This window comes from Dactylosporangium sp. CS-047395, from assembly GCF_050942185.1.
GTDB lineage: Bacteria > Actinomycetota > Actinomycetes > Mycobacteriales > Micromonosporaceae > Dactylosporangium.
On record NZ_CP192015.1, the window covers coordinates 10,579,266 to 10,604,227 of the forward strand.

The 24,962-nt window shown below is 68.1% G+C and carries 29 protein-coding genes and 1 pseudogene; all 30 read right to left on the reverse strand.

The annotated features are described in order from the left end of the window. The 30 genes and pseudogenes from rpmD to rplJ all read right to left on the reverse strand — a co-directional run bounded on the left by rpmD (position 1) and on the right by rplJ (position 24,787). Positions 1 to 183, reverse strand: coding sequence for a 50S ribosomal protein L30 (gene rpmD / locus ACQP00_RS49335; protein WP_433052434.1), 183 nt, complete (start codon positions 181 to 183; stop codon positions 1 to 3). A gap of 2 nt (positions 184 to 185) precedes the next feature. Continuing rightward, complete coding sequence (rpsE, locus tag ACQP00_RS49340; protein WP_433052437.1) at positions 186 to 812, reverse strand: 30S ribosomal protein S5; 627 nt, start codon at positions 810 to 812, stop codon at positions 186 to 188. Between the two features lie 12 nt (positions 813 to 824). Beyond that, positions 825 to 1,220, reverse strand: a complete 396-nt coding sequence (gene rplR, locus ACQP00_RS49345) for a 50S ribosomal protein L18 (RefSeq protein ID WP_433210923.1) — start codon at positions 1,218 to 1,220, stop codon at positions 825 to 827. Further along, positions 1,217 to 1,759 carry a 50S ribosomal protein L6 gene (rplF, locus tag ACQP00_RS49350; protein ID WP_433210925.1) on the reverse strand — a complete coding sequence of 181 codons (543 nt, stop codon included), beginning with the start codon at positions 1,757 to 1,759 and terminating at the stop codon, positions 1,217 to 1,219. The genes rplR and rplF overlap by 4 nt, the downstream gene beginning before the upstream one ends. A gap of 13 nt (positions 1,760 to 1,772) precedes the next feature. After that, positions 1,773 to 2,180 (reverse strand): 30S ribosomal protein S8, encoded by a 408-nt coding sequence (gene rpsH / locus ACQP00_RS49355; RefSeq protein WP_433210927.1) that lies wholly within the window; start codon positions 2,178 to 2,180, stop codon positions 1,773 to 1,775. 63 nt (positions 2,181 to 2,243) lie between these two features. After that, positions 2,244 to 2,429 (reverse strand): type Z 30S ribosomal protein S14, encoded by a 186-nt coding sequence (locus ACQP00_RS49360; protein WP_190249376.1) that lies wholly within the window; start codon positions 2,427 to 2,429, stop codon positions 2,244 to 2,246. 13 nt (positions 2,430 to 2,442) lie between these two features. Further along, on the reverse strand, positions 2,443 to 3,006 hold the full coding sequence (gene rplE, locus ACQP00_RS49365; protein WP_433052447.1) for a 50S ribosomal protein L5: 564 nt from the start codon (positions 3,004 to 3,006) through the stop codon (positions 2,443 to 2,445). After that, positions 3,006 to 3,320 (reverse strand): 50S ribosomal protein L24, encoded by a 315-nt coding sequence (gene rplX, locus ACQP00_RS49370; protein ID WP_433210929.1) that lies wholly within the window; start codon positions 3,318 to 3,320, stop codon positions 3,006 to 3,008. Before rplX ends, rplE begins: the two co-directional genes overlap by 1 nt. Before the next feature lie 2 nt (positions 3,321 to 3,322). Then, positions 3,323 to 3,691 (reverse strand): 50S ribosomal protein L14, encoded by a 369-nt coding sequence (gene rplN / locus ACQP00_RS49375; RefSeq protein WP_033357657.1) that lies wholly within the window; start codon positions 3,689 to 3,691, stop codon positions 3,323 to 3,325. Positions 3,692 to 3,775: 84 nt separating this feature from the next. After that, complete coding sequence (rpsQ, locus tag ACQP00_RS49380; protein ID WP_344615991.1) at positions 3,776 to 4,060, reverse strand: 30S ribosomal protein S17; 285 nt, start codon at positions 4,058 to 4,060, stop codon at positions 3,776 to 3,778. A gap of 2 nt (positions 4,061 to 4,062) precedes the next feature. Further along, positions 4,063 to 4,302: a 50S ribosomal protein L29 gene (rpmC, locus tag ACQP00_RS49385; protein ID WP_433052450.1), complete on the reverse strand. Its 240-nt coding sequence runs from the start codon at positions 4,300 to 4,302 to the stop codon at positions 4,063 to 4,065. Then, positions 4,302 to 4,727, reverse strand: a complete 426-nt coding sequence (gene rplP / locus ACQP00_RS49390; protein WP_190249381.1) for a 50S ribosomal protein L16 — start codon at positions 4,725 to 4,727, stop codon at positions 4,302 to 4,304. The genes rpmC and rplP overlap by 1 nt, the downstream gene beginning before the upstream one ends. Before the next feature lie 3 nt (positions 4,728 to 4,730). Further along, positions 4,731 to 5,588 carry a 30S ribosomal protein S3 gene (gene rpsC / locus ACQP00_RS49395; protein ID WP_433052453.1) on the reverse strand — a complete coding sequence of 286 codons (858 nt, stop codon included), beginning with the start codon at positions 5,586 to 5,588 and terminating at the stop codon, positions 4,731 to 4,733. 137 nt (positions 5,589 to 5,725) lie between these two features. Then, positions 5,726 to 6,166, reverse strand: a pseudogene (rplV, locus tag ACQP00_RS49400) (50S ribosomal protein L22); the annotation flags it as partial. A 31-nt stretch (positions 6,167 to 6,197) separates the two neighbouring features. Continuing rightward, positions 6,198 to 6,479: a 30S ribosomal protein S19 gene (rpsS, locus tag ACQP00_RS49405; RefSeq protein WP_190249384.1), complete on the reverse strand. Its 282-nt coding sequence runs from the start codon at positions 6,477 to 6,479 to the stop codon at positions 6,198 to 6,200. Positions 6,480 to 6,491: 12 nt separating this feature from the next. Next, positions 6,492 to 7,331, reverse strand: coding sequence for a 50S ribosomal protein L2 (rplB, locus tag ACQP00_RS49410; protein ID WP_433052456.1), 840 nt, complete (start codon positions 7,329 to 7,331; stop codon positions 6,492 to 6,494). Between the two features lie 12 nt (positions 7,332 to 7,343). Continuing rightward, a complete protein-coding gene (rplW, locus tag ACQP00_RS49415; protein ID WP_354756605.1) occupies positions 7,344 to 7,646 on the reverse strand; it encodes a 50S ribosomal protein L23 in 303 nt (100 codons plus the stop codon). A 3-nt stretch (positions 7,647 to 7,649) separates the two neighbouring features. After that, entirely contained in the window at positions 7,650 to 8,318 is a 669-nt protein-coding gene (gene rplD / locus ACQP00_RS49420; protein WP_433210931.1) for a 50S ribosomal protein L4, read from the reverse strand. Beyond that, complete coding sequence (rplC, locus tag ACQP00_RS49425) at positions 8,315 to 8,986, reverse strand: 50S ribosomal protein L3 (protein ID WP_433210933.1); 672 nt, start codon at positions 8,984 to 8,986, stop codon at positions 8,315 to 8,317. Before rplC ends, rplD begins: the two co-directional genes overlap by 4 nt. Before the next feature lie 12 nt (positions 8,987 to 8,998). Beyond that, on the reverse strand, positions 8,999 to 9,307 hold the full coding sequence (gene rpsJ / locus ACQP00_RS49430) for a 30S ribosomal protein S10 (protein WP_018347762.1): 309 nt from the start codon (positions 9,305 to 9,307) through the stop codon (positions 8,999 to 9,001). A gap of 324 nt (positions 9,308 to 9,631) precedes the next feature. Continuing rightward, positions 9,632 to 10,825, reverse strand: a complete 1,194-nt coding sequence (gene tuf / locus ACQP00_RS49435; protein ID WP_433052466.1) for an elongation factor Tu — start codon at positions 10,823 to 10,825, stop codon at positions 9,632 to 9,634. A gap of 135 nt (positions 10,826 to 10,960) precedes the next feature. Then, positions 10,961 to 13,060: an elongation factor G gene (fusA, locus tag ACQP00_RS49440; RefSeq protein WP_433210935.1), complete on the reverse strand. Its 2,100-nt coding sequence runs from the start codon at positions 13,058 to 13,060 to the stop codon at positions 10,961 to 10,963. Positions 13,061 to 13,107: 47 nt separating this feature from the next. Next, positions 13,108 to 13,578, reverse strand: a complete 471-nt coding sequence (rpsG, locus tag ACQP00_RS49445) for a 30S ribosomal protein S7 (protein WP_223099121.1) — start codon at positions 13,576 to 13,578, stop codon at positions 13,108 to 13,110. Between the two features lies 1 nt (position 13,579). Further along, entirely contained in the window at positions 13,580 to 13,954 is a 375-nt protein-coding gene (gene rpsL / locus ACQP00_RS49450) for a 30S ribosomal protein S12 (protein WP_033357671.1), read from the reverse strand. Positions 13,955 to 14,520: 566 nt separating this feature from the next. Continuing rightward, positions 14,521 to 14,973, reverse strand: a complete 453-nt coding sequence (locus ACQP00_RS49455) for a hypothetical protein (RefSeq protein ID WP_433210937.1) — start codon at positions 14,971 to 14,973, stop codon at positions 14,521 to 14,523. Positions 14,974 to 15,234: 261 nt separating this feature from the next. Then, complete coding sequence (locus ACQP00_RS49460; RefSeq protein ID WP_433210939.1) at positions 15,235 to 15,570, reverse strand: hypothetical protein; 336 nt, start codon at positions 15,568 to 15,570, stop codon at positions 15,235 to 15,237. A 307-nt stretch (positions 15,571 to 15,877) separates the two neighbouring features. Then, a complete protein-coding gene (locus tag ACQP00_RS49465; RefSeq protein WP_433210941.1) occupies positions 15,878 to 19,765 on the reverse strand; it encodes a DNA-directed RNA polymerase subunit beta' in 3,888 nt (1,295 codons plus the stop codon). Between the two features lie 91 nt (positions 19,766 to 19,856). Beyond that, positions 19,857 to 23,282, reverse strand: a complete 3,426-nt coding sequence (locus ACQP00_RS49470) for a DNA-directed RNA polymerase subunit beta (protein ID WP_433210943.1) — start codon at positions 23,280 to 23,282, stop codon at positions 19,857 to 19,859. 527 nt (positions 23,283 to 23,809) lie between these two features. Beyond that, positions 23,810 to 24,193 (reverse strand): 50S ribosomal protein L7/L12, encoded by a 384-nt coding sequence (gene rplL, locus ACQP00_RS49475; protein WP_433210945.1) that lies wholly within the window; start codon positions 24,191 to 24,193, stop codon positions 23,810 to 23,812. Between the two features lie 45 nt (positions 24,194 to 24,238). Next, the gene (gene rplJ / locus ACQP00_RS49480; RefSeq protein ID WP_433210947.1) at positions 24,239 to 24,787 is read right to left on the reverse strand and encodes a 50S ribosomal protein L10; all 549 of its coding nucleotides are present in this window, start codon (positions 24,785 to 24,787) and stop codon (positions 24,239 to 24,241) included. Positions 24,788 to 24,962 lie beyond the last annotated feature (175 nt).

Sequence of the window (24,962 nt, forward strand, 5' to 3'; positions counted from 1 at the left end):
TTACTCCACCTCTTCCACCGTGACGAGGTGCGACACGGTGTGGATCATGCCGCGGATCTCCGGGCGATCCTCCTTGACGACCACGTCGCGGATCCGCTTCAGGCCCAGCGAGCGCAGCGTCTCGCGCTGGTTGTGCTTGCCGCCGATCTCGGACCGGATCTGGGTCACCTTGAGACGGGCCATGGCTATGCCCCCGCCCCGGCGCGCGCGGCCAGCATGGCGGCCGGCGCGACATCCTCGACCGGCAGGCCACGGCGCGCGGCCACGGCCTCCGGGGACTCGAGCTTCTTCAGCGCCGCCACCGTCGCGTGGACGATGTTGATGGCGTTGGAGGAGCCGAGGCTCTTGGAGAGCACGTCGTGGATGCCCGCGCACTCCAGGACGGCGCGGACCGGGCCGCCGGCGATGACGCCCGTACCGGCGGAGGCCGGCTTGAGCAGCACCACACCGGCCGCGTCCTCGCCGATCACCGGGTGCGGGATGGACGCCGCGAGCCGCGGGACCTTGAAGAAGTGCTTCTTGGCCTCCTCGACGCCCTTGGCGATGGCCGCGGGCACCTCCTTGGCCTTTCCGTAGCCGACGCCGACCGTGCCGTCGCCGTCGCCGACGATCACCAGGGCGGTGAAGCTGAAGCGACGACCACCCTTCACGACCTTGGCGACGCGGTTGATCGCGACGACCCGCTCGAGGTGCGGGGTCTTCTCGGCGGGCGCGTTGCCGCGGCCGCCTCCCTCACGACGATTCTCGCGACGGCCGCCACCACCTTCTTGGGTGTTACCGGACCCGCCGCCCCTGCGCTGAGGACCAGGCATGAACGTTTCTCCTTAGAACTCGAGTCCGGCTTCGCGGGCGGCGTCCGCCAGCGCCGCGATGCGGCCGGCGTACTTGTTGCCACCACGATCGAAGACGACCTTGCCCACACCCGCGGCCTTGGCCCGGTCGGCGAGGAGCTTGCCGACCTTCGCGGCCTGCGCCTTCTTGTCGCCGTCGGTGCCGCGGATGGTCGCGTCGAGCGTCGAGGCCGAGGCCAGCGTGTGGCCCTTGAGGTCGTCGACGATCTGCGCGGTGATGTTGCGAAGCGAGCGGGTGACCACCAGGCGGGGACGCTCGGCGGTGCCACCGACGTGCTTGCGGATGCGGAAGTGCCGGCGAGCACGCCCCGTGCGGCGCGCGGCGGCAACGCCGCCGGAGTTGCGGCGCTTGAGCAGCGTGGCGCTCATTTCTTACCAGCCTTTCCGGCCTTGCGGCGGATGACCTCGCCCTGGTACCGCACGCCCTTGCCCTTGTACGGCTCCGGCGGGCGAATCTTGCGGATGTTGGCGGCAACCTCGCCGACCTGCTGCTTGTCGATGCCGGCGATGTGGAACACCGTCGGCTTCTCGACCGTGAAGGTGATGCCGGGGGGCGGCGTCACGAGGACCGGGTGCGAGAACCCGAGCGCGAACTCGAGGTCGCTGCCCTTGGCCGTGACGCGGTAACCGGTGCCGGCGATCTCCAGGCTCTTGCGGTAGCCCTCGGTCACGCCGATCACCATGTTGGAGACCAGCGTGCGCGACAGGCCGTGCAGCTCCTTGGACTTCCGCTCGTCGTTCGGGCGGACGACGCTGTAGGTGCCGTCCTCGGCCCGCTCGATCGTGATCGGCTCGGCCAGGGTGTGGCTCAGCTCGCCCTTGGGGCCCTTGACGGTGACGCGGGCGCCGTCGACCTTGATGTCGACACCGGCGGGCACCGTGATCGGCTTACGTCCGATTCGAGACATGTGATGCCTTCCCTTACCAGACGTAGGCGAGGACTTCCCCGCCCACCCCTCGCTTGCGAGCCTGCTTGTCGGTCAGCAGACCCTGGGACGTCGAGATGATGGCCACGCCGAGGCCGCCGAGCACGCGCGGCATGTCGACCGACTTCGCGTACACGCGGAGGCCGGGCTTCGACACGCGGCGGATGCCGGCGAGGCTGCGCTCACGGTTCTGGCCGTACTTCAGGTCGACGACAAGGGTCTTGCCGACCTTGCCCTCTTCCGGGTCCTGAACCAGCCACGCGGACACGTAGCCCTCGGACTTGAGCACCTCGGCGATGTTCGCCTTGATCTTCGAATATGGCATCGACACCCGGTCGTGGTACGCCTGGTTGGCGTTGCGCAGACGGGTCAGCATGTCTGCGATCGGGTCGGTCATGGTCATGGGTTTGTCAGCCTTTCTCGCCGCGGTTCCGCACCGGGTCGGTGGGCCTGCGGCGAAGGAGGATTACCAGGAAGCCTTGGAAACGCCGGGCAGTTCGCCACGGTGCGCCATCTCACGGATGCACACGCGGCACAGGCCGAACTTGCGGTAGACGGCCTTGGGCCGGCCGCAGCGCTGGCAGCGGGTGTACGCGCGGACCGCGAACTTGGGCTTCGCGGCGGCCTTGAGGACAAGGGCCTTCTTCGCCATTGGTCAGTTCTCCCTAGTTCTCACGGAAGGGGAAGCCGAGCAGCTTGAGCAGCGCGCGACCTTCCTCGTCCGTGCGGGCGGTGGTGACCACGGTGATGTCCATCCCTCGCGGCCGGTCGATGCGGTCCTGGTCGATCTCGTGGAACACCGACTGCTCGGTGAGACCGAACGTGTAGTTGCCGTTGCCGTCGAGCTTGCGCCCGTCGAGGCCGCGGAAGTCGCGGATACGCGGCAGCGCGATCGACAGCAGGCGGTCCAGGAACTCCCACATGCGGTCGTTGCGCAGGGTGACCTTGGCGCCGATCGGCATGCCCTCGCGCAGCTTGAACTGCGCGATCGACTTGGTGGCCCGCCGGACCTGCGGCTTCTGGCCGGTGATGGTGGCCAGGTCGCGCACCGCGCCGTCGATGAGCTTGGAGTCGCGAGCAGCCTCGCCGACACCCATGTTCACGACGACCTTCACCACGCCGGGGATCTGCATGACGTTGTCGTACTTGAACTGGTCCCGCATCGCGCCGGCGATCTCGTCGCGGTAGCGCTGCTTGAGGCGCGGGTTCACCTTCTCGACCGTCGTCATCACAGTTCCTTACCGGAACGGCGGGACACGCGGGTCTTCACGCCGTTCTCGTCCTCGCGGGAGCCGACCCGGGTCGCGTTGCCGTCCGAGTCGATCACCATCACGTTCGAGATGTGGATCGGGGCTTCCTGCGTCACGATGCCGCCGGTCTTCGAGCCCCGCTGGGTGGTGCGGATGCGGGTGTGCTTCTTGACCCGGTTCACGCCCTCCACGAGGACCTTGTCCTCGCGGGGAAGCGCGGCGAGGACCTTGCCGCGGGAACCCTTGTCCTTGCCCGCGATGACGAGGACGGTGTCGCCCTTCTTGACCTTCATGGCTACAACACCTCCGGCGCGAGCGAGATGATCTTCATGAAACGCTTGTCCCGCAGCTCGCGACCGACGGGGCCGAAGATGCGGGTACCGCGCGGGTCGCCGCCGTCCTTGATGATCACAGCGGCGTTCTCGTCGAAGCGGATGTACGAGCCGTCCGGCCGGCGCCGCTCCTTCGTGGTGCGGACGACGACGGCCTTGACCACGTCGCCCTTCTTCACGCCGGCGCCCGGGATGGCGTCCTTCACCGTGGCCACGATGATGTCGCCGATACCTGCATAGCGGCGGCCGGAGCCACCGAGAACGCGGATGCAGAGAATCTCCCGAGCACCCGTGTTGTCGGCGACGCGCAGCCGCGACTCCTGCTGAATCACGCTTGTCTCCTAATGTCTGCCAGTTCTCGGCGCCGGCCCGAGGCGATCCTGGGCACCGGCGCCGAGCTTGGCGGAACGACGGCCTTACTTGGCCTTTTCGAGGATCTCCACGACCCGCCAGCGCTTGGTCGCCGACAGGGGGCGGGTCTCCATGAGCAGCACCCGGTCGCCGACGCCGCAAGCGTTCTGCTCGTCGTGCGCCTTCAGCTTGCTGGTGCGGCGCATGACCTTGCCGTACAGCGGGTGCTTGACCTGGTCCTCGACCGCCACGACGACGGTCTTGTTCATCTTGTCGCTGACCACGAGGCCCTCACGGACCTTGCGGCGGCCGCGCACCTCGGTGCCCGACTCGGTCGTCTGCTCGCTCATGCTCATGCCACCTCAGCCACAGCGTCGGGCGCGGCCGAAAGACCCAGCTCGCGCTCGCGCATGATCGTGTAGATCCGGGCGATGTCCCTGCGGATGGTCTGCAGGCGCCCGTGGTTGTCCAGCTGGCCGGTGGCCGACTGCACGCGGAGATTGAACAGCTCCGCCTTGGCTTCCCGCAGCTTCTCGACCAGGGCCTCGTCGGACTGCTCACGCAGCTCGGTCGCCTTGATACCGGCGGCCATCACACATCAGCCCCTTCGCGCGTGACGATCCGGCACTTCAGCGGAAGCTTGTGGATCGCGCGGCGCATTGCTTCCCTGGCGATCTGCTCGTTCGGGAACGACATCTCGAAGAGAATCCGGCCCGGCTTGATGTTGGCCACCCACCACTCGGGCGAACCCTTACCGGAACCCATCCGGGTCTCGGCCGGCTTCTTGGTGATGGAGCGGTCCGGGAAGATCGTGATCCAGACCTTGCCACCACGGCGGATGTGCCGGGTCATCGCGATACGGGCCGCCTCGATCTGGCGGTTCGTGATGTACGCGGGCTCGAGGGCCTGAATACCGAACTCACCGAAGACCACGCGGGTGCCGCCCTTGGCCGGGCCGTGCCGGTCCGGGTGGTGCGGCTTGCGGAAGCCCTTCGGGGGCTTACGAGGGATCAGCATTCGTCAGCCCTCCTGCTGCGTCTCTGCCGGAGCGGCGGCGGGCGCCTCCGCGGCGGGGGCGCTGTCGCCGGCGGCCGCCTCAGCGGCGTGCGCGGCGGCCGCGGCCCGGCCGGCCTCGGTGCCACCGGCGGTCGTGCCGGAGGAACCGGAGCGACCGCGGCGCGGACGCTCGGGCCGGTCGGCACGGTCACGGCGGCCACGGGACGGAGCGGCCTCGGCCGGCGCCTCGCGACCCGGAACGGCGTCGCCCTTGTAGATCCAGACCTTCACGCCGATGCGGCCGAAGGTCGTACGGGCCTCGAAGAAGCCGTACTCGATGTTCGCGCGCAGCGAGTGCAGCGGCACGCGACCCTCGCGGTAGAACTCGGTGCGGCTCATCTCCGCGCCGCCGAGACGGCCGGAGACCTGCACCCGAATTCCGCGCACGAGCGGGTTCTTCATCGCCGACTGCATCGACTTGCGCATCGCGCGGCGGAAGCTGACGCGGCTGGACAGCTGCTCGGCCACGGCCTGCGCGACGAGCTGAGCATCCGACTCGGGGCTCTTCACCTCGAGGATGTTCAGCTGCACCTGCTTGCCGGTGAGCTTCTCGAGCTCGGCGCGGATGCGGTCCGCCTCGGCGCCCTTGCGGCCGATGACGATGCCCGGGCGGGCCGTGTGGATGTCCACGCGGACCCGGTCGCGGGTGCGCTCGATGTCGACCTTGGCGATGCCGGCCCGCTCCAGGCCCTTGGACATCATCCGACGGATCTTGACGTCCTCGGCGATGTAGTCCTTGTAGAGCTTGTCGGCGTACCAGCGGGACTTCCAGTCGGTGCTGATGCCGAGCCGGAACCCGTGCGGGTGAACCTTCTGACCCATTACTCGGTCCCTTCCTCGGCCTCAGCCTCGTCGGCGTCAGCCTTCTTGGCCTCCGCCTGCTTGGCGGGCGCGGCCTTCTTCGCCGGAGCCTTCTTGGCGGCCGTCTTCTTGGCCGGCTTCGACTCCACCTCGTCGACCTCGTCGGTCTCCGGGGTCACGGCCTTGGCCGCCTTGGTCGCCTTGGCCACGCCGGCCTTCGCCGCGCGGGCCTGAGCGGCCGGGACGCTCTCGACCACGATCGTGATGTGGCTGGTGCGCTTGCGGATCCGGTACGCCCGGCCCTGCGCCCGCGGCCGGAACCGCTTCAGCGTGGGGCCCTCGTCGACGTAGGCCTCGGCGACCAGGAGCGAATCGGGGTCGAGTCGCTCGTTGTTCTCTGCGTTGGCAATGGCGCTCGCGAGCACCTTGTAGACCGGCTCGCTCGCCGACTGCGGCGCGAACTGCAGCACCGTGAGCGCCTCGCGCGCGGGGAGACCGCGCACAAGGTTCACCACACGGCGCGCCTTCATCGGCGACACGCGGACGTGCCGCGCGATCGCCCGCGCACCGGGCAGCGCCGCCTCGCTCTTCGTTGGCATCGGGAAATCCTCTTGATTCCTATCGGCTGCCTTAGCGGCGGCGGCTCTTCCGGTCGTCCTTCTCGTGACCCTTGAACGTGCGGGTCAGCGCGAACTCGCCGAGCTTGTGCCCGACCATCGCCTCGGTCACGAAGACGGGCACGTGCTTGCGTCCGTCGTGGACGGCGATCGTGTGGCCGAGCATCTCGGGGACGATCGTCGACCGGCGCGACCAGGTCTTGATGACGTTCTTGGAGTTCTTGGCGTTCTGGACTTCCACCTTCTTGATCAGGTGGTCGTCAACGAACGGGCCCTTCTTCAGGCTGCGAGGCATTGCTCAGGCTCCTTAGCCGCGCTTCCGGGTGGCGTAACGCCGACGGACGATGAGACGGTCGCTCGGCTGGCCCTTGCGCCGCGTACGGCCCTCCGGCTTGCCCTTCGGGTTGACCGGGTGGCGACCACCCGAGGTCTTACCCTCACCACCACCGTGCGGGTGGTCGATGGGGTTCATCGCGACACCACGGACGGTCGGGCGCTTGCCCTTCCACCGCATACGGCCGGCCTTGCCCCAGTTGATGTTCGACTGGTCGGCGTTGCCGATCTCGCCGACGGTGGCACGGCAGTGCACGTCGACGCGCCGGATCTCACCCGAGGGCATACGCAGCGTGGCGTACTGGTCCTCGCGGCCGAGCAGCTGAATGCCGACGCCGGCCGAGCGGGCGAGCTTGGCGCCGCCGCCCGGGCGCAGCTCCACCGCGTGCACGGTGGTGCCGACCGGGATGTTGCGCAGCGGCAGGTTGTTGCCCGGCTTGATGTCCGCGCCGGCACCGGCCTCGACCGCGTCGCCCTGCTTGAGGTCCTTCGGCGCGATGATGTAGCGCTTCTCGCCGTCGGCGTAGTGCAGCAGGGCGATGCGCGCGGTGCGGTTGGGGTCGTACTCGATGTGCGCGACCTTGGCGGGAATCCCGTCCTTGTCCGCACGCCGGAAGTCGATCAACCGGTACTGGCGCTTGTGCCCGCCGCCCTGGTGCCGAGCGGTGACCCGCCCGTGGACGTTGCGGCCGCCCTTGTTCGGCAGCGGCACGAGGAGCGACTTCTCGGGCGTCGATCGGGTGATCTCGGCGAAGTCGGAAACGCTCGAGCCACGACGACCGGGGGTCGTCGGCTTGTATTTACGGATAGCCATCGTCTATACCCCTCAGCTGACCGGTCCGCCGAAGGCTTCGATCCGGTCACCCTCGGCGAGCTTCACCATTGCCCGCTTCGTGTCCTTGCGCTTGCCCCAACCCGTGCGGGTCCGCTTGCGCTTGCCTTCGCGGTTGATGGTGTTGACCGTCAGGACGCGGACGTTGAAGATCTGCTGGATCGCGATCTTGATCTCGGTCTTGTTGGCGTCCGGGTGCACCAGGAACGTGTACCAGTTGCGGTTGAGCTCGCTGTAGCTCTTCTCCGAGACCACCGGCTGGATGATCACGTCCCGCGGGTCGGCGATCGTCGCCATGGCTCAGCCCTCCTCGTTGCTGTCGGCGTCGGCGCTTGCGCCCGACTCGGCCGGCACCCCGAGGAACTCGTCCAGCGCCGTGGTGGTGAACACCACGTCGTCGGCGACGAGCACGTCATGGGTGTTGAGCTGGTCGGCCACCAGCAGGTGGACCGACTGCTCGTTGCGCAGGCTGAGCCAGTTGGCCTCGTCGTCGCGGGCGAGCACCACGAGCACCCGGCGGGCCTCGGTGATGCCGCGCAACGCGGCGAGCGCGTCCTTGGTCTTCGGCGTCTCGCCCTCGATGAAGGTCTCGACGACGTGGACGCGGCCCTCGCGGGCACGGTCCGACAGCGCACCGCGCAGGGCGGCGGCCTTCATCTTCTTGTTCACCCGCTGGGTGTAGTCGCGCGGCACGGGGCCGTGGACCACGCCACCACCGGTGAACTGCGGCGCGCGGATCGAGCCCTGACGGGCGCGGCCGGTGCCCTTCTGCTTGTACGGCTTCTTGCCACCGCCGGCGACCTCGCCGCGGGACTTCGCCTTGTGCGTGCCCTGCCGCGCGGCGTTGAGCTGCGCGACAACGACCTGGTGCATCAGCGGGATGCTGGCCTGGGCGTCGAAGATGTCGTCGGGGAGCTCGACGGAGCCGTTGGTGGTGCCGTCGGCCTTACGAACGTCGACGGAGGTCATTTGGTGATCCCGCCCTTCTGCGCCTTCGCCTCGATCTTGGCCGCGCTGCGCAGGAGCACGAGGCTGCCCTTCGGGCCGGGGACGGCGCCCCGGACCAGGATCAGGCCCTGCTCGGCGTCGACCGCCTGAACGGTGACGTTCTGCACGGTGAAGCGCGCGCCACCCATGCGACCGGCCATGCGGACACCCTTGAACACGCGGCCCGGGGTCGCGCAGGCGCCGATGGAACCGGGCGAGCGGTGCTTGCGCTCGACACCGTGGCTGGCCCGCAGGCCGTGGAAGCCGTGCCGCTTCATGACACCGGCGTAACCCTTGCCCTTGGTGCGGCCGGTGACGTCGATGCGCTGGCCGGCGGCGAAGGAGTCGGCGCCGATCTCCTGGCCGAGCGAGTACTCGCCGGCGTCGGAGGTGCGCAGCTCCACGATGTGCCGGCGCGGCGCGACGTCCGCCTTGGCGAAGTGGCCGGCGCGCGGCTTGTTGACCTTGCGCGGGTCGATCTGCCCCCACGCGAGCTGAACCGCCGAGTACCCGTCGTTGTCGGGCGTGCGCACCTGGGTCACGACGCACGGGCCGGCCTGCACCACGGTCACCGGGACAACCTTGCCGTTGTCCCAGACCTGGGTCATGCCGAGCTTCTCACCCAGGATGCCCTTGACTTGCCTGTCCATAAGTCCGAGTCCCTACAGCTTGATCTCGATGTCGACACCGGCCGGCAGGTCGAGCCGCATCAGCGAGTCGACGGTCTTCGGCGTGGGGTCGATGATGTCGATCAGACGCTTGTGCGTGCGCATCTCGAAGTGCTCGCGCGAGTCCTTGTACTTGTGCGGCGAGCGGATCACGCAGTAGCGGTTGATCTCAGTGGGCAGCGGCACCGGCCCAGCGACCTGAGCCCCGGTGCGCGTGACCGTCTCGACGATCTTCCGCGCCGAGGAGTCGACGACCTCGTGGTCGTAGGCCTTGAGCCGGATGCGGATCTTCTGTCCCGCCATGGTGGCTTCAGTTCCCTCTCTCATGCGGGGCTTCGCAACCCCGCCAAACCCCGAAGGGTCCGGTGCCGCCTAATGTGTTTGTCCGACCCCCGCGGTCGGGCGTGTCGCGGCCAAGGGCCAGGCTCCGCCATATGCGATTTCCCGCTGTGGAGACCTACCCCAGGGCGTGCCACGCCCGTCGAGGGGATCCGCGCCGGTCCAGGGGACCGACGCCGCGCAGAAGCGGTCGAGACTGTTCAACGAGCAGTCTCGACCGCCCCACGACGCAACCCGTCCATTATGCCGCAACCATCGCGACAAAGTGAAATCGGGGTACCTCTGGTGCTACTTGATGATCTTCGTCACGCGGCCGGCGCCGACGGTACGGCCACCCTCGCGGATCGCGAAGCGGAGGTTCTCCTCCATCGCGATGGGCTGGATGAGCTGCACCGCCATGCTGGTGTTGTCGCCCGGCATGACCATCTCGGTGCCCTCGGGCAGCGTGACGACGCCGGTGACGTCCGTGGTGCGGAAGTAGAACTGCGGCCGGTAGTTCTGGAAGAACGGGGTGTGCCGGCCACCCTCCTCCTTGGAGAGGATGTAGACGGTCGCCTCGAACTCGGTGTGCGGGGTGTTGCTGCCCGGCTTCACCACGACCATGCCGCGCTCGACGTCCTCGCGCTTGATACCGCGCAGGAGCAGGCCGACGTTCTCACCGGCACGCGCCTCGTCGAGGATCTTGCGGAACATCTCGATGGCGGTGCAGGTGGTCTTCATCGACTTGGCCTTGATGCCGACGATCTCGACTTCCTCGTTCGGCTTGAGGATGCCGCGCTCGACACGACCGGTCACGACCGTGCCACGACCGGTGATCGTGAAGACGTCCTCGACGGGCATGAGGAACGGCTTCTCGGTCTCGCGCTCGGGCTGCGGGATCGCGGTGTCGACGGCGGTCATGAGCTCCATGAGAGCGTCCGACCACTTCTGGTCGCCCTCGAGAGCCTTGAGCGCCGAGACGCGCACGACCGGAGCGTCGTCGCCCGGGAACTCCTGGCTCGACAGCAGCTCACGGACCTCGAGCTCGACGAGCTCGAGGAGCTCCTCATCGTCGACCATGTCGCTCTTGTTGAGCGCCACGACGATGTACGGCACACCGACCTGGCGGGCCAGCAGCACGTGCTCGCGGGTCTGCGGCATCGGGCCGTCGGTCGCCGCCACCACCAGGATCGCGCCGTCCATCTGCGCGGCACCGGTGATCATGTTCTTGATGTAGTCGGCGTGACCCGGGCAGTCGACGTGCGCGTAGTGCCGGGCCTCGGTCTGGTACTCGACGTGCGCGATCGAGATCGTGATGCCGCGGGCCTTCTCCTCCGGCGCCTTGTCGATCTCGTCGAACGGCGTGTACGGGTTCACGTCCGGCATCCGGTCGTGCAGCACCTTGGTAATGGCCGCCGTCAGCGTCGTCTTACCGTGGTCGATGTGACCGATGGTGCCGATGTTGACGTGCGGCTTAGTCCGCTCGAACTTCGCCTTCGCCACTGGTGTCCTCCTGTGGACTTCTTGGTTCACGGTGCGCCGACGCTGGAAGCGCCGACGCACCCTGTCGACTTGGGTCTGGCGGCCTAACTAAGCCTCAGCCCCGCTGACACAGCCTCACGGCCATTACCGGCGGTTTTACTCGCCGGTTGCCTTCGCGATGATCTCCTTCGCCACGTTCGCGGGAACCTCGGCGTAGGAGTCGAACTGCATCGAGTAGCTCGCCCGGCCCTGAGTCTTCGACCGCAGGTCGCCGACGTAGCCGAACATCTCCGACAACGGCACGGTGGCGCGGACGACACGGGCGCCGCCACGCTCCTCCATCGCCTGGATGGTGCCACGCCGGGAGTTGAGGTCGCCGATGACGTCGCCCATGTTCTCCTCGGGCGTCGTCACCTCCACCGCCATGAGCGGCTCGAGCAGCACGGGGTTGGCGCGGCGAGCCGCGTCCTTGAGCACCATCGAGCCGGCGATCTTGAACGCCATCTCGGAGGAGTCGACCTCGTGGTACTGCCCGTCCAGCAGCGTCAGCTTGATGCCGACGAGCGGGAAGCCCGCCAGGACGCCGTACTGCATCGCGTCCTGCGCGCCGGCGTCGACCGAGGGGATGAACTCCTTCGGGATGCGACCACCGGTGACGGCGTTGACGAACTCGTACGTGGGGCCATCGGCGCTGGTCTCCAGCGGCTCGAGCTTGATGATCACTCGGGCGTACTGGCCGGAGCCACCCGTCTGCTTCTTGTGGGTGTACTCGACCTTCTCCGCGACGGCCTTGATCGTCTCGCGGTAGGCCACCTGCGGCTTGCCGATGTTGGCCTCGACGTTGAACTCGCGCCGCATGCGGTCGACGAGGATGTCGAGGTGCAGCTCGCCCATGCCGGCGATGACCGTCTGCCCGGTCTCCTCGTCGTTCTTGACGCGGAAGGTCGGGTCCTCCTCGGCCAGGCGCTGGATGGCGGTGCCCAGCTTCTCCTGGTCGGCCTTCGTCTTGGGCTCGATGGCCACCTCGATGACCGGCTCCGGGAAGGTCATCGACTCGAGGATGACCGGGTTGGCCGGGTCGCACAGCGTGTCACCGGTGGTGGTCTGCTTGAGACCCTGCACGGCGATGATGTCGCCGGCACCGGCGCTGCTGCGCTCCTCACGCTTGTTCGCGTGCATCTGGTAGATCTTGCCGATCCGCTCCTTGCGGTCCTTGGTGGAGTTGACCACCTGGGTGCCGGAGTCGAGCGTGCCGGAGTAGATGCGCACGTAGGTGAGCTTGCCGAGGTGCTTGTCCGTCTGGATCTTGAAAGCAAGACCCGAGAACGGCTCGTCCACCGACGGCTTGCGCAGCAGCGGCGTCTCGCCGTCCGTCGCGATGCCCTCGATGGCCGGGATGTCCAGCGGCGAGGGCAGGAAGTCCACGACGGCGTCGAGCATGGGCTGCACGCCCTTGTTCTTGAACGCCGAGCCACACACGACCGGGTTCAGCTTGCCGGCGATGGTGGCCTTGCGGATCGCGGCCTTGAGCTCCTTGACGTCGAACGTGTCGCCGTCGAGGTAGCGGACCATGATCTCGTCGTCGGTCTCGGACAGCGTCTCGAGGAGCTTGTCCCGGTACTCGTTGGCCTGCTCGACCAGGTCCGCCGGGATGTCCTCGATGGCGTAGTCCTCGCCCTTCTGGGTCTCGCCGCGCCAGGTCAGCGCGCGCATCTCCAGCAGGTCGACGACACCGATGTGGTCGCCTTCGAGGCCGATCGGAATCTGCAGCACCAGCGGGGTGGCGTTGAGCCGGTCGACCATCATCTGCACGCAGCGGAAGAAGTCGGCCCCGGTCCGGTCCAGCTTGTTGACGAAGCACATACGCGGGACGTTGTACTTGTCCGCCTGCCGCCAGACGTTCTCGGTCTGCGGCTCCACGCCGGCGACGCCGTCGTAGACCGCCACCGCACCGTCCAGGACGCGCAGCGACCGCTCGACCTCGACCGTGAAGTCGACGTGGCCGGGCGTGTCGATGATCTGGATCGTGTGGCCCTTCCACTCGCACTTGGTGGCGGCGGAGGTGATGGTGATGCCGCGCTCCTGCTCCTGCTCCATCCAGTCCATGACCGCCGCGCCCTCGTGGACCTCGCCGATCTTGTACGTGATGCCGGTGTAGAAGAGGATGCGCTCGGTCGTCGTCGTCTTACCGGCGTCGATGTGCGCCATGATGCCGATGTTGCGGACCTTGGCGAGGGCGGCGTCTACGGCAGCCACTACAAATCCCTACTTCGTCTCTCGTCGGATGTGCTGAGAAGCGACGCTTACCAGCGGTAGTGCGCGAAGGCCTTGTTGGACTCCGCCATCTTGTGGGTGTCTTCGCGGCGCTTCACCGAAGCACCGAGACCGTTGCTGGCGTCCAGCAGCTCGTTCATCAGCCGCTCGGTCATGGTCTTCTCGCGCCGGGCGCGGGAGTAGGTGACCAGCCAGCGCAGGCCCAGCGTCGTCGCCCGGGGAGGGCGGACCTCGACCGGCACCTGGTAGGTCGCGCCACCGACGCGGCGGCTGCGGACCTCGAGGGTCGGCTTGACGTTGTCCATGGCGCGCTTGAGCGTCACCACGGGGTCGGTGCCGGTCTTCTCGCGGGCGCCCTCGAGCGCGCTGTACACGATGCGCTCGGCGAGCTGGCGCTTGCCCTCGACCAGGATCTTGTTGATCAGCTGGGTGACGAGCAGCGAGTTGTAGACCGGGTCCGCCACGAGCGGCCGGCGCGGCGCGGGGCCTTTACGCGGCATGTCAGCTCTTCTCCTTCTTCGCGCCGTAACGGCTGCGGGCCTGCTTGCGGTTGCGGACACCCTGGGTGTCCAGCGAACCACGGATGATCTTGTACCGGACGCCGGGCAGGTCCTTCACACGGCCGCCACGGACCAGCACGATCGAGTGCTCCTGAAGGTTGTGACCGACACCGGGGATGTAGGCCGTCACCTCGATGCCGTTGCTCAGTCGCACACGGGCCACCTTGCGAAGCGCCGAGTTGGGCTTCTTCGGCGTGGTGGTGTACACACGCGTGCAGACGCCCCGCCGCTGCGGGCTTCCCTTGAGCGCCGGCGTCTTGGTCTTGCTCAGCTTCGCCTGGCGGCCCTTGCGGACCAGCTGCTGGATCGTAGGCACTGGGCCTGCCTCTCCCTTCGGCCTCGCGGCCGCAACGTCTTCTCTTCTGTCTCCCGGCGTGACCGGCACCCGCGGTCGGGCGTGTCGCCCGTTCCGCGGCCCGGCCCGATTGATCCCAGCCCGGGGTTGTGGTCCGCACCCACCCTCACTCCCGCGGAGCGGGGCCGATGTGGGCGCACGCACGAGTTGCCCGGCAATGCCGGGCACGAGGGGAAAGAGTACCCACCGTGAGGACGCTGGTCAAAATCGCCCGGGGCGCCCGCCGACGGAACACTCTTCACACCAAGAGTACCTGGTCGCGGATCGAAGTGTCCGGGGGGCTCGTTTCCCGTGCTCAACTGCCCGAATTCGCACCCGTCCGGCGGTCCTCGCGGGTCCCGCGCCGCTCGGCTCATCGCGGATCGCGCGGCGCTCGGCTCGTCGCGGGGCGCGGCGCTCGGCTCGTCGCGGGTTGCCGGTCGCGCGTCGCTCTGCTCATCGCCGACGTCAGCGCTCAGCTCGTCGCGGTCGCGCGGCGCTCAGCTCATCGCCGACGCCAGCGCTCAGCTCATCGCGGACGTCAGCGCTCAGCTCATCGCGAAGGTCAGCAGGATGACCAGGACCGCGAGGCCGCCGCCGACGCAGCCCAGGACGATGCCGGTGATTGCCATGCCTCGGCCGCTGACCGCCACGCCCGTGCCCGCGGCCCGACGGATCTGGCGGGTGGCGGCGAGGGCCAGGCCGACCGCACCCGCGCCGAGAAAGACACCCAGGACGGTGAACGCGCCGGCCGCGGCGAGGCCCCAGCCCTCGGAGGCGCCGGTGAGCCCCAGGCACATCGCGAACAGCGCGACCAGGATCGAGGCGATGCCGGCGATCAGGGAGCCGATGGACGGGCCGCTGGGCGTGGCCGCCACGGCCGGGTAGGCGACCCCGAACGGGGTGCCCTCCACGGCGTCCACGCGCATGGCCGGGGCCAGCGCGGGCGACGGCGGGCCCACCGGTGCCGTGTACATGGGCGGCGGCGCACCGTGACCCACCGGCGCACCGTAGGCGGGCTGCGGCGCACCGTACGCCGGTGGCAGCGGCACACCGTGACCCGCCGACTGCGGCGCACCGTACGCCGGCGGTTGCGGCGCACCGTAGGCCGGCGGCTGCGGCGCACCGTGACCCGCCGGCGCCGGGGCACCGTGACCCGGCGGCTGCGGCGCACCGTGAGCGGGCGGCTGCGGCGCACCATAGGCGGATTGCGGCGGGCCGTAGCCGGGCGACGACGGCGGCTGGTACGGCGGGTACGACATCTAGTTCACCGTCGAGTCGAAGTCGGTGCCGCGCTGGCGGGCGTAATGCAGCAGGCCGATGATGGCCAGCACCACGAGGCCGGCGATGGCGAGCACGATCCCGGTCCAGGCCAGCCGTACGCCGCTGCGCAGACGGCGGGAGCCCAGCAGGAAGCCCTCCGCGGCGACCAGTTCGCCGCGCGACTCGCGGGCCATGAGCAGCGCCAGCGTCGCCGGGATCACCCCACCGAGGAACGGCCCGGTGACGACCGACAGCAGGCCCAGGCCGAACACGGCGGTGGCCTTGGTCGCCCGGACGGGGTCCGGATCCAGCGGATGCCGGGTCGATGACGTCACGAGTCGACTCTATCCGGTGAACGCCGCCGGTTCCCTCCGGTGCGGTGCACGGCTTCGCCCGGTCGAACGGCGCACGGCCTCGCCCGCCCGAACGCTGCACCGCCTCGCCCGGCCGAACGGCGAACGGCCTCGCCCGCCCGAACGCTGCACCGCCTCGCCCGGCGGGACGGGGCGCGGCCGGACACGGTCCTCGACCGAACGGCGCACGGCTTCGCCCAGCCGAACAGCGCACGGCTTCGCCCGGCTGAACGGCGAAGGGGCGGAGACCCCGGAAGGTCCCCGCCCCTTGTTGCCTTGCTCGTGCGACTTACCGGAAGGAGCCCAGGTCGAAGTCGTCCAGCGGGACGGCCTGGCCACTCGCGGGCCCGAAGCCGTAGTCGGCCTCCGGGTAACCGGTCATCGAGTAGACCTTCGCCTTCGCCTCCTCGGTCGGCTCGACCCGGATGCTGCGGTACTTGCTGATGCCAGTACCGGCCGGGATGAGCTTTCCGATGATGACGTTCTCCTTCAGACCGATCAGCGAGTCGCTGCGCGCGTGGATCGCGGCATCGGTCAGCACCCGGGTCGTCTCCTGGAACGAGGCCGCGGACAGCCACGACTCCGTCGCCAGCGACGCCTTGGTGATGCCCATGAGCACCGGACGACCCGCGGCCGGCTCACCGCCCTCGGCGACGACGCGGCGGTTCTCCGCCTCGAACATCGCGCGGTCGACGAGCACGCCCGGCAGGAACTCGGTCGAGCCGGAGTCGATGACCGTCACCCGCTTGAGCATCTGGCGGATGATGATCTCGATGTGCTTGTCGTGGATGAGCACACCCTGCGAGCGGTACACCTCCTGGACCTCGGACGTCAGGTGCACCTGCACCGCCCGGGGACCCATGATGCGCAGCAGCTCGTGCGGGTCGATCGTGCCCTCGGTGAGCTTCTCGCCCACCTCGACGTGCTCGCCGTCCTGGATCCGCAGCTTGACGCGGCGGCTGAGCTTGTCGTGGACGATCTCGTCGCTGCCGTCGTCCGGCACGATGATGATCTTCCGCATCCGCTCGCCGTCCTCGATGCGCACGCGGCCGGGGGTGTCGGCGATGGGCGCCTTACCCTTCGGCACGCGGGCCTCGAAGATTTCCGTGACACGGGGCAGACCCTGGGTGATGTCCTCACCGGCGACACCACCGGTGTGGAAGGTACGCATCGTCAGCTGCGTGCCCGGCTCACCGATGGACTGGGCGGCGATGATGCCGACCGCCTCGCCGACGTCGACCGTCTTGCCCGTGGGCAGCGACCGGCCGTAGCAGGCGCCGCAGACACCGAGCTTCGACTCGCAGGTGAGCACGCTGCGGACCCGGACCGTCTCCACGTTGGCCGCGACCAGCGCGTCGACCACCATCGAGTTGATGTCCGTGCCGCGCTCGGCGACCATGCGGCCGTCCGGGTCACGCACGTCGTCGGCCAGGGTGCGGGCGTGCACACCGGTCTCCGCGTGGGTGTGGATGCGCATGACGCCGTTGTCGAGCTCGCCCACCGCCATCGGGATGGCGCGGTCGGTGCCGCAGTCCTCCTCGCGGATGATGACGTCCTGCGACACGTCGACCAGACGACGGGTCAGGTAACCCGAGTCGGCGGTACGCAGCGCGGTGTCGGCCAGACCCTTGCGGGCACCGTGGGTGGAGATGAAGTACTCCAGCACGGACAGACCCTCCCGGTAGCTGGCCTTGATCGGCCGCGGGATGATCTCGCCCTTCGGGTTGGCCACCAGGCCACGGATCGCGGCGATCTGGCGGAGCTGAAGGAGGTTACCGCGGGCACCCGAGTTGATCATCTTCCACAACGGGTTCTCGCGCGGCAGCGCGCTCTCCATCTCCTTGGCCACCTCGCCGGTCGCCTTGGTCCAGATCTCGATGAGCTCGCCGCGACGCTCCTCGGCGGTCATGAGACCACGCTGGTACTGCTTGTCGATCCGCTCGGCCTCCTTCTCGTAGCGCTCGAGGATCTCGCGCTTACGAGGTGGCTGGATGACGTCCTCCATGCCGATGGTGACGCCGGACCAGGTGGCCCAGTGGAAGCCGGCCAGCTTCAACGCGTCCAGGGCGGCCGCGAGGGAGACCTTCGGGAACCGCTCGGCGAGGTCGTTGACGATCGCCGAGAGCTGACCCTTGCGGATCTCGTAGTTCACGAAGCGGTACCCCACGGGGAGCGCCTCGTTGAACAGCACGCGCCCGAGCGTCGTCTCGACGATCACCGGCTCGCCCGGCTGCCAGCCCTCCGGCGCTTCCCACGGCTGCGCACCGACGCCGTTGTCGACGCCGACGATGTCCTTCAGCCGGATCCGCACCGGCGCCTGCAGGTGCAGCTCGCCGTTGTCGAACGCCATCCGCGCCTCGGCGTCGGAGCTGAAGGTCCGCCCCTCGCCCAGCAGGTTCTTCTGGATGTGCGAGAGGTGGTACAGGCCGATGACCATGTCCTGGGTGGGCATGGTGACCGGCTTGCCGTCGGCCGGCTTGAGGATGTTGTTGCTGGACAGCATGAGGATGCGGGCCTCGGCCTGCGCCTCCGCGGACAGCGGCACGTGCACGGCCATCTGGTCGCCGTCGAAGTCGGCGTTGAAGGCGGTGCAGACGAGCGGGTGGATCTGGATCGCCTTGCCCTCGACCAGCTGCGGCTCGAAGGCCTGGATGCCCAGGCGGTGCAGGGTCGGCGCGCGGTTGAGCAGCACCGGGTGCTCCGCGATGACCTCCTCCAGCACGTCCCACACGACCGGGCGCTGACGCTCGACCATGCGCTTGGCCGACTTGATGTTCTGCGCGTGGTTGAGGTCCACCAGGCGCTTCATCACGAACGGCTTGAACAGCTCCAGGGCCATCTGCTTGGGCAGGCCGCACTGGTGCAGCTTGAGCTGCGGGCCGACGACGATGACCGAACGGCCGGAGTAGTCGACGCGCTTGCCCAGCAGGTTCTGCCGGAAGCGACCCTGCTTGCCCTTGAGCATGTCGGACAGCGACTTCAGCGGCCGGTTGCCCGGACCGGTGACGGGACGACCGCGGCGGCCGTTGTCGAACAGCGCGTCGACGGCCTCCTGCAGCATCCGCTTCTCGTTGTTGACGATGATCTCGGGGGCGCCCAGGTCGATCAGGCGCTTGAGCCGGTTGTTGCGGTTGATCACCCGGCGGTACAGGTCGTTGAGGTCGCTGGTGGCGAAGCGGCCACCGTCGAGCTGCACCATCGGGCGCAGGTCCGGCGGGATGACCGGGACGCAGTCCAGCACCATGCCGAGCGGCGAGTTCGCGGTGTTGAGGAACGCGGCGACGACCTTGAGGCGCTTGAGCGCCCGGATCTTGCGCTGGCCCTTGCCGCTGCGGATGGTCTCGCGCAGCAGCTCGGCCTCGTCGTCGAGGTCCAGGTTCTCCAGCAGAGCCTTGATCGCCTCGGCACCCATGGCGCCGTTGAAGTACTCACCGAACCGGTCGCGCAGCTCGCGGTAGAGCAGCTCGTCGGTGATGAGGTTCTTGCGCTCCAGCTTGCGGAACGTGTCCATGACCTCGTCGAGACGGTCGATCTCACGCTGCGCGCGGTCGCGGATCTGCCGCATCTCGCGCTCGCCGGCCTCCTTGACCTTGCGGCGCACGTCGGCCTTCGCACCCTCGGCCTCGAGCTCGGCCAGGTCCTGCTCCAGCTTGGCGGCCCGCTTCTCGATCTCGGAGTCGCGCGCGTTCTCCGCCTGCCGCTTCTCGGCCGACACCTCGTTCTCGAGGGTCGCCAGGTCGCGGTGGCGGGCCTCCTTGTCGACGCTCGTGATCACGTACGACGCGAAGTAGATGATCTTCTCGAGGTCCTTCGGCGCCAGGTCGAGCAGGTAGCCGAGGCGGCTGGGCACACCCTTGAAGTACCAGATGTGCGTGACCGGCGCGGCGAGCTCGATGTGGCCCATGCGCTCACGGCGGACCTTCGCCCGGGTCACCTCGACGCCGCAGCGCTCGCAGATGATGCCCTTGAAGCGGACCCGCTTGTACTTACCGCAGTAGCACTCCCAGTCCCGGGTGGGGCCGAAGATCTTCTCGCAGAAGAGCCCGTCCTTCTCCGGCTTCAGGGTGCGGTAGTTGATCGTCTCGGGCTTCTTGACCTCGCCGTGCGACCACTGCCGGATGTCGTCGGCCGTGGCCAGGCCGATGCGGAGCTCGTCGAAGTAGTTGACGTCGAGCACTTCGTCTATGTCCTCACGATTCAGTTGCTCGGGTAATTGCTAGGTCGCGGCGGTGATGCCCCCCGTGGCTACGAGGGGCATCACCTGCGAATCAAACTTCCTCGACGCTGCTCGGCTCGCGCCGCGAGAGGTCGATGCCCAACTCCTCGGCGGCGCGGAACACCTCGTCGTCCGTCTCGCGCATCTCGAGGGCCACACCGTCGCTGGAGAGCACCTCGACGTTCAGGCACAGCGACTGCAGCTCCTTGAGGAGCACCTTGAAGGACTCCGGGATGCCCGGCTCGGGGATGTTCTCGCCCTTGACGATCGCCTCGTAGACCTTGACGCGACCAAGGACGTCGTCGGACTTGATCGTCAGCAGCTCCTGCAGCGCGTAGGCCGCGCCGTAGGCCTGCATCGCCCAGCACTCCATCTCACCGAAGCGCTGGCCACCGAACTGCGCCTTACCACCCAGCGGCTGCTGCGTGATCATGGAGTACGGACCGGTGGACCGGGCGTGGATCTTGTCGTCGACCAGGTGGTTCAGCTTCAGGATGTAGATGTAGCCGACGGCGATCGGGTCCGGCAGCGGCTCACCGGAGCGGCCGTCGAACAGCTGCGCCTTGCCGCTGGCCCCGATGAGCTGCTTGCCGTCCCGGTTGGGAAGCGTGCTGCTCAGCAGGCCGGCGATCTCCTCCTCCTTGGCGCCGTCGAAGACCGGGGTCGCCACGTTGGTATCCGCCTCGGACTCCCCCGCGTTGATGGCCTTCAGGGCGCGCTGCCACTCGTGATCGTCGCCGTCGATCTTCCAGCCGGTCTTGGCCACCCACCCGAGGTGGGTCTCCAGGACCTGGCCGATGTTCATACGGCTCGGCACGCCGAGCGGGTTGAGGACGATGTCGACCGGGGTCCCGTCCTCGAGGAACGGCATGTCCTCGACGGGCAGGATCTTGGAGATGACACCCTTGTTGCCGTGGCGGCCGGCGAGCTTGTCGCCGTCCTGGATCTTCCGCTTCTGGGCCACGTAGACGCGCACCAGCTCGTTCACGCCCGGGGACAGCTCGTCGCCGTCCTCGCGGCTGAACGTCCGCACGCCGATGACCGTGCCGGTCTCGCCGTGCGGCACCTTGAGGCTGGTGTCGCGGACCTCGCGGGCCTTCTCGCCGAAGATCGCGCGCAGCAGCCGCTCCTCCGGGGTCAGCTCGGTCTCACCCTTGGGCGTGACCTTGCCGACCAGGATGTCGCCGGTGACGACCTCGGCGCCGATCCGGATGATTCCCCGCTCGTCGAGGTCGGCGAGCATTTCCTCGCTGACGTTCGGGATGTCGCGGGTGATCTCCTCCGGCCCCAGCTTGGTGTCGCGCGCGTCGACCTCGTGCTCCTCGATGTGGATCGAGGTGAGGACGTCGTTCTGCACCAGCTTCTGGGACAGGATGATCGCGTCTTCGTAGTTGTGCCCCTCCCAGGGCATGAACGCCACGAGCAGGTTTCGCCCGAGCGCCATCTCGCCCTCGTCGGTGCACGGGCCGTCGGCGATGACCTGCCCCGCCTCGACCCGGTCGCCCTCGAAGATCACCGGCTTCTGGTTGACGCAGGAGCCGGAGTTGGAGCGGCGGAACTTGTGCAGCAGGTACGTGCGGCGGTGGCCGTCGTCCTGGTGGATGGTGATGTAGTCGGCGCACATGTCCTCGACGACCCCACCGATCTCGGCCACGACCACATCGCCAGCGTCGACCGCGGCACGGTACTCCATGCCGGTGCCGACCAGCGGCGACTCCGCCTTGACCAGCGGCACGGCCTGGCGCTGCATGTTCGCGCCCATCAGTGCCCGGTTGGCGTCGTCGTGCTCGAGGAACGGGATCATCGCGGTGGCGACCGAGGTCATCTGCCGCGGCGACACGTCCATGTAGTCGACCTGGTCGGCGGGGACGTTGTCGACCTCACCGCCCTTCCGGCGAACCAGGATCCGGTCCTCGGCGAAGTTGCCGTCGCTCTTCAGGGGAGCGTTGGCCTGCGCCTTGACGTACCGGTCCTCCTCGTCCGCGGTCAGGTAGTCGATCTGGTCGGTGACCCGGCCGTCGGTGACCTTGCGGTATGGCGTCTCGACGAAGCCGAACGGGTTGACCCGCGCGAACGTCGAGAGCGCGCCGATGAGACCGATGTTGGGACCCTCAGGGGTCTCGATCGGGCACATGCGGCCGTAGTGGGACGGGTGCACGTCGCGGACCTCGAAGCCGGCCCGCTCACGGGACAGACCACCCGGGCCGAGCGCGCTCAGCCGGCGCCGGTGGGTCAGGCCCGCCAGCGGGTTGGTCTGGTCCATGAACTGGGAGAGCTGCGAGGTGCCGAAGAACTCCTTGATCGCCGCCACGACGGGACGGATGTTGATCAGGGTCTGCGGCGTGATCGCCTCGACGTCCTGGGTGGTCATGCGCTCGCGGACGACGCGCTCCATCCGGGACAGGCCCACGCGGACCTGGTTCTGGATGAGCTCGCCGACCGTACGCAGCCGCCGGTTGCCGAAGTGGTCGATGTCGTCGGCCTCGTAGCCCTCTTCGCCCGTGTGCAGGCGGCAGAGGTACTCGACCGTGGCGACGATGTCGTCTTCGGTCAGGACGCCCTGGTTGATCGGCACGTCCAGTTCGAGCTTCTTGTTGAACTTGTATCGACCAACCTTGGCGACGTCGTACCGCTTCGGGTTGAAGAACAGGTTGTCGAGGAGGTTCTGCGCGTTCTCCCGCGTCGGCGGCTCACCCGGCCGCAGCTTGCGGTAGATGTCCAACAGCGCCTCGTCCTGGCCGGCGATGTGGTCCTTCTCGAGCGTGGTCATCATGAGCTCGGACCAGCCGAACTTCTCACGGATGCGCTCGGCGGACCAACCGATGGCCTTGAGCAGGACGGAGACCGCCTGCCGGCGCTTGCGGTCGATGCGGACACCGACGGTGTCGCGCTTGTCGATGTCGAACTCCAGCCAGGCACCCCGGCTCGGGATGACCTTGACGCTGGTGAGGTCGCGGTCGGAGGTCTTGTCCGGCTGCTTGTCGAAGTACACGCCCGGGGAGCGGACAAGCTGGCTCACCACGACGCGCTCGGTGCCGTTGATGATGAAGGTGCCCTTGGGCGTCATCATCGGGAAGTCACCCATGAACACCGTCTGGCTCTTGATCTCGCCAGTGGTGTGGTTGGTGAACTCCGCGGTCACGAACAGCGGGGCGCAGTAGGTGAGGTCCTTCTCCTTGCACTCCTCGATCGGGGCCTTGACCTCGTCGAAGCGCGGAGCGGAGAACGACAGTGACATCGTTCCGGAGAAGTCCTCAATAGGACTGATCTCATCGAGGATCTCCGCGAGCCCTGAACGGGCGTGCTGATCACCGGCCGAGCGGCTCTGCCAATTCTCGTTGCCAACCAGCCAATCGAACGAGTCGGTTTGGATGGCAAGGAGGTTGGGAACCTCTAGGTGTTCGGTGATCCTGCCGAAGGAGACCCGGCGGGGAGCGTAAGCGCTCGAACTGGTCTTCGCAGGGCGGGAAGCTGCCAAGATGCGTCCTTCCGAGGACCGGTGTTGCAGACAGGCCGTTTCGCGTGCAGCCTGACGACCTCCGATGTGGAGGAGCCCACGAAGAGGCACCTCACGCCGAAGGTGAAGTCAGAAGACAGCGCAAACTAGCAGTGTAGCCGAGAGGCTCACCGCTGTCCAGCGGCATCGTGCACGATGTTTCCAACGACCTTTTCGCAAGATCGTTTCGCCACCGGCCGAGCCGCTCGCGTCGGTCGTGGCCTGCGGTTTCCTGTCGATGCGCTCGGAGCCGAGTCCAAGAAGGATCGGGGCACATCAGGTCGGTCCGCTCGGCCGCCGCGTCCGCGGAAGGCAGTGCCTGATTAGCGTGCCTGCCCGCCGGTCACCACGTCAAGGGTTCCCACGCGCGTCGGGGCTTCGTGACAGATATCTCGCACACCGACCACTAAGTGTTGTGGTCGACCCCCTAGATCTTGGGGTCCTTACATCTCGCTGACAAAAAAGACGGCCGCCGGAGTCCGGCGGCCGTCCACGCGCTCGACGCGAAGTTACTTGAGGATAACCTTGGCGCCCTCGGCCTCGAGCTTCGCCTTGGCCTTGTCGGCGGCGTCCTTGTTGGCCTTCTCGAGGACGGCCTTCGGCGCGGCCTCGACGAGGTCCTTGGCCTCCTTGAGGCCCAGGCCGGTCAGCTCGCGCACGACCTTGATGACCTGGATCTTCTTGCCGCCGTCACCCTCGAGGATGACGTCGAACTCGGTCTTCTCCTCGACCTCGGGGGCCGCGGCGGCCGGGCCGGCAGCGCCCGCGATGGCGACCGGGGCGGCCGCGGTGACCTCGAAGACCTCTTCGAACTGCTTCACGAACTCGGAGAGCTCGATCAGCGTCATCTCCTTGAACGCGTCGAGGAGTTCGTCGGTGCTCAGCTTCGCCATGGTGGCGTTTCCTCTCGAAAAGATTGATTTTCGGGGCGGGCCGGATTACTCGGCCGCGCCACCGGCTTCCTGCGCGCGCTTGTCAGCCAGAGCCTGGGCGGTGCGGACCGCCTTGGACAGCGGAGCCTGGAAGAGCGCCGCGGCCTTGCTCAGGTTGCCCTTCATGGCGCCGGCCAGCTTCGCCAGCAGCACCTCACGGGACTCCAGGTCGGCCAGGCGACGAACCTCGTCCGCGCTGATGGCCTTGCCCTCGAAGACGCCACCCTTGATGACCAGCATCGGGTTGGCCTTCGCGAACTCGCGGAGGCTCTTGGCCGCCTCCACCGGGTCGCCGCCGACGAAGGCGAGCGCGGTAGGACCGGAGAACAAATCGTCGAGCCCGCTGATGCCCGCATCCGTCGCGGCACGCTTCGCGAGCGTGTTCTTCGCGACGGCGTACGTGGTCTCGCGGCCCAGGTTGCGGCGCAGGGTCTTGAGCTGCGCCACGGTGAGGCCGCGGTACTCGGTCAGCACGGTGGCCGAGGCGCCCCGGAAGTGCTCGGTGAGCTCCGCGACTGCCGTGGCCTTGTCGTCTCGAACCGGCTTGTCCGCCATGTCCCTCCTCTCTCGTTGCTTCGGTGCTGATCAGGCCCCGAGCAATGAAAAACGCCCCGGCGCAGGACAGCGCACGGGGCGGAGGGCGACACATGGCCGACGTTCCAACCGTTTTCGCGTCCCTGCGCGGGTCGCCCGCATTGTGCGGGACCTTCGATGTCCGCTCACGCGGACA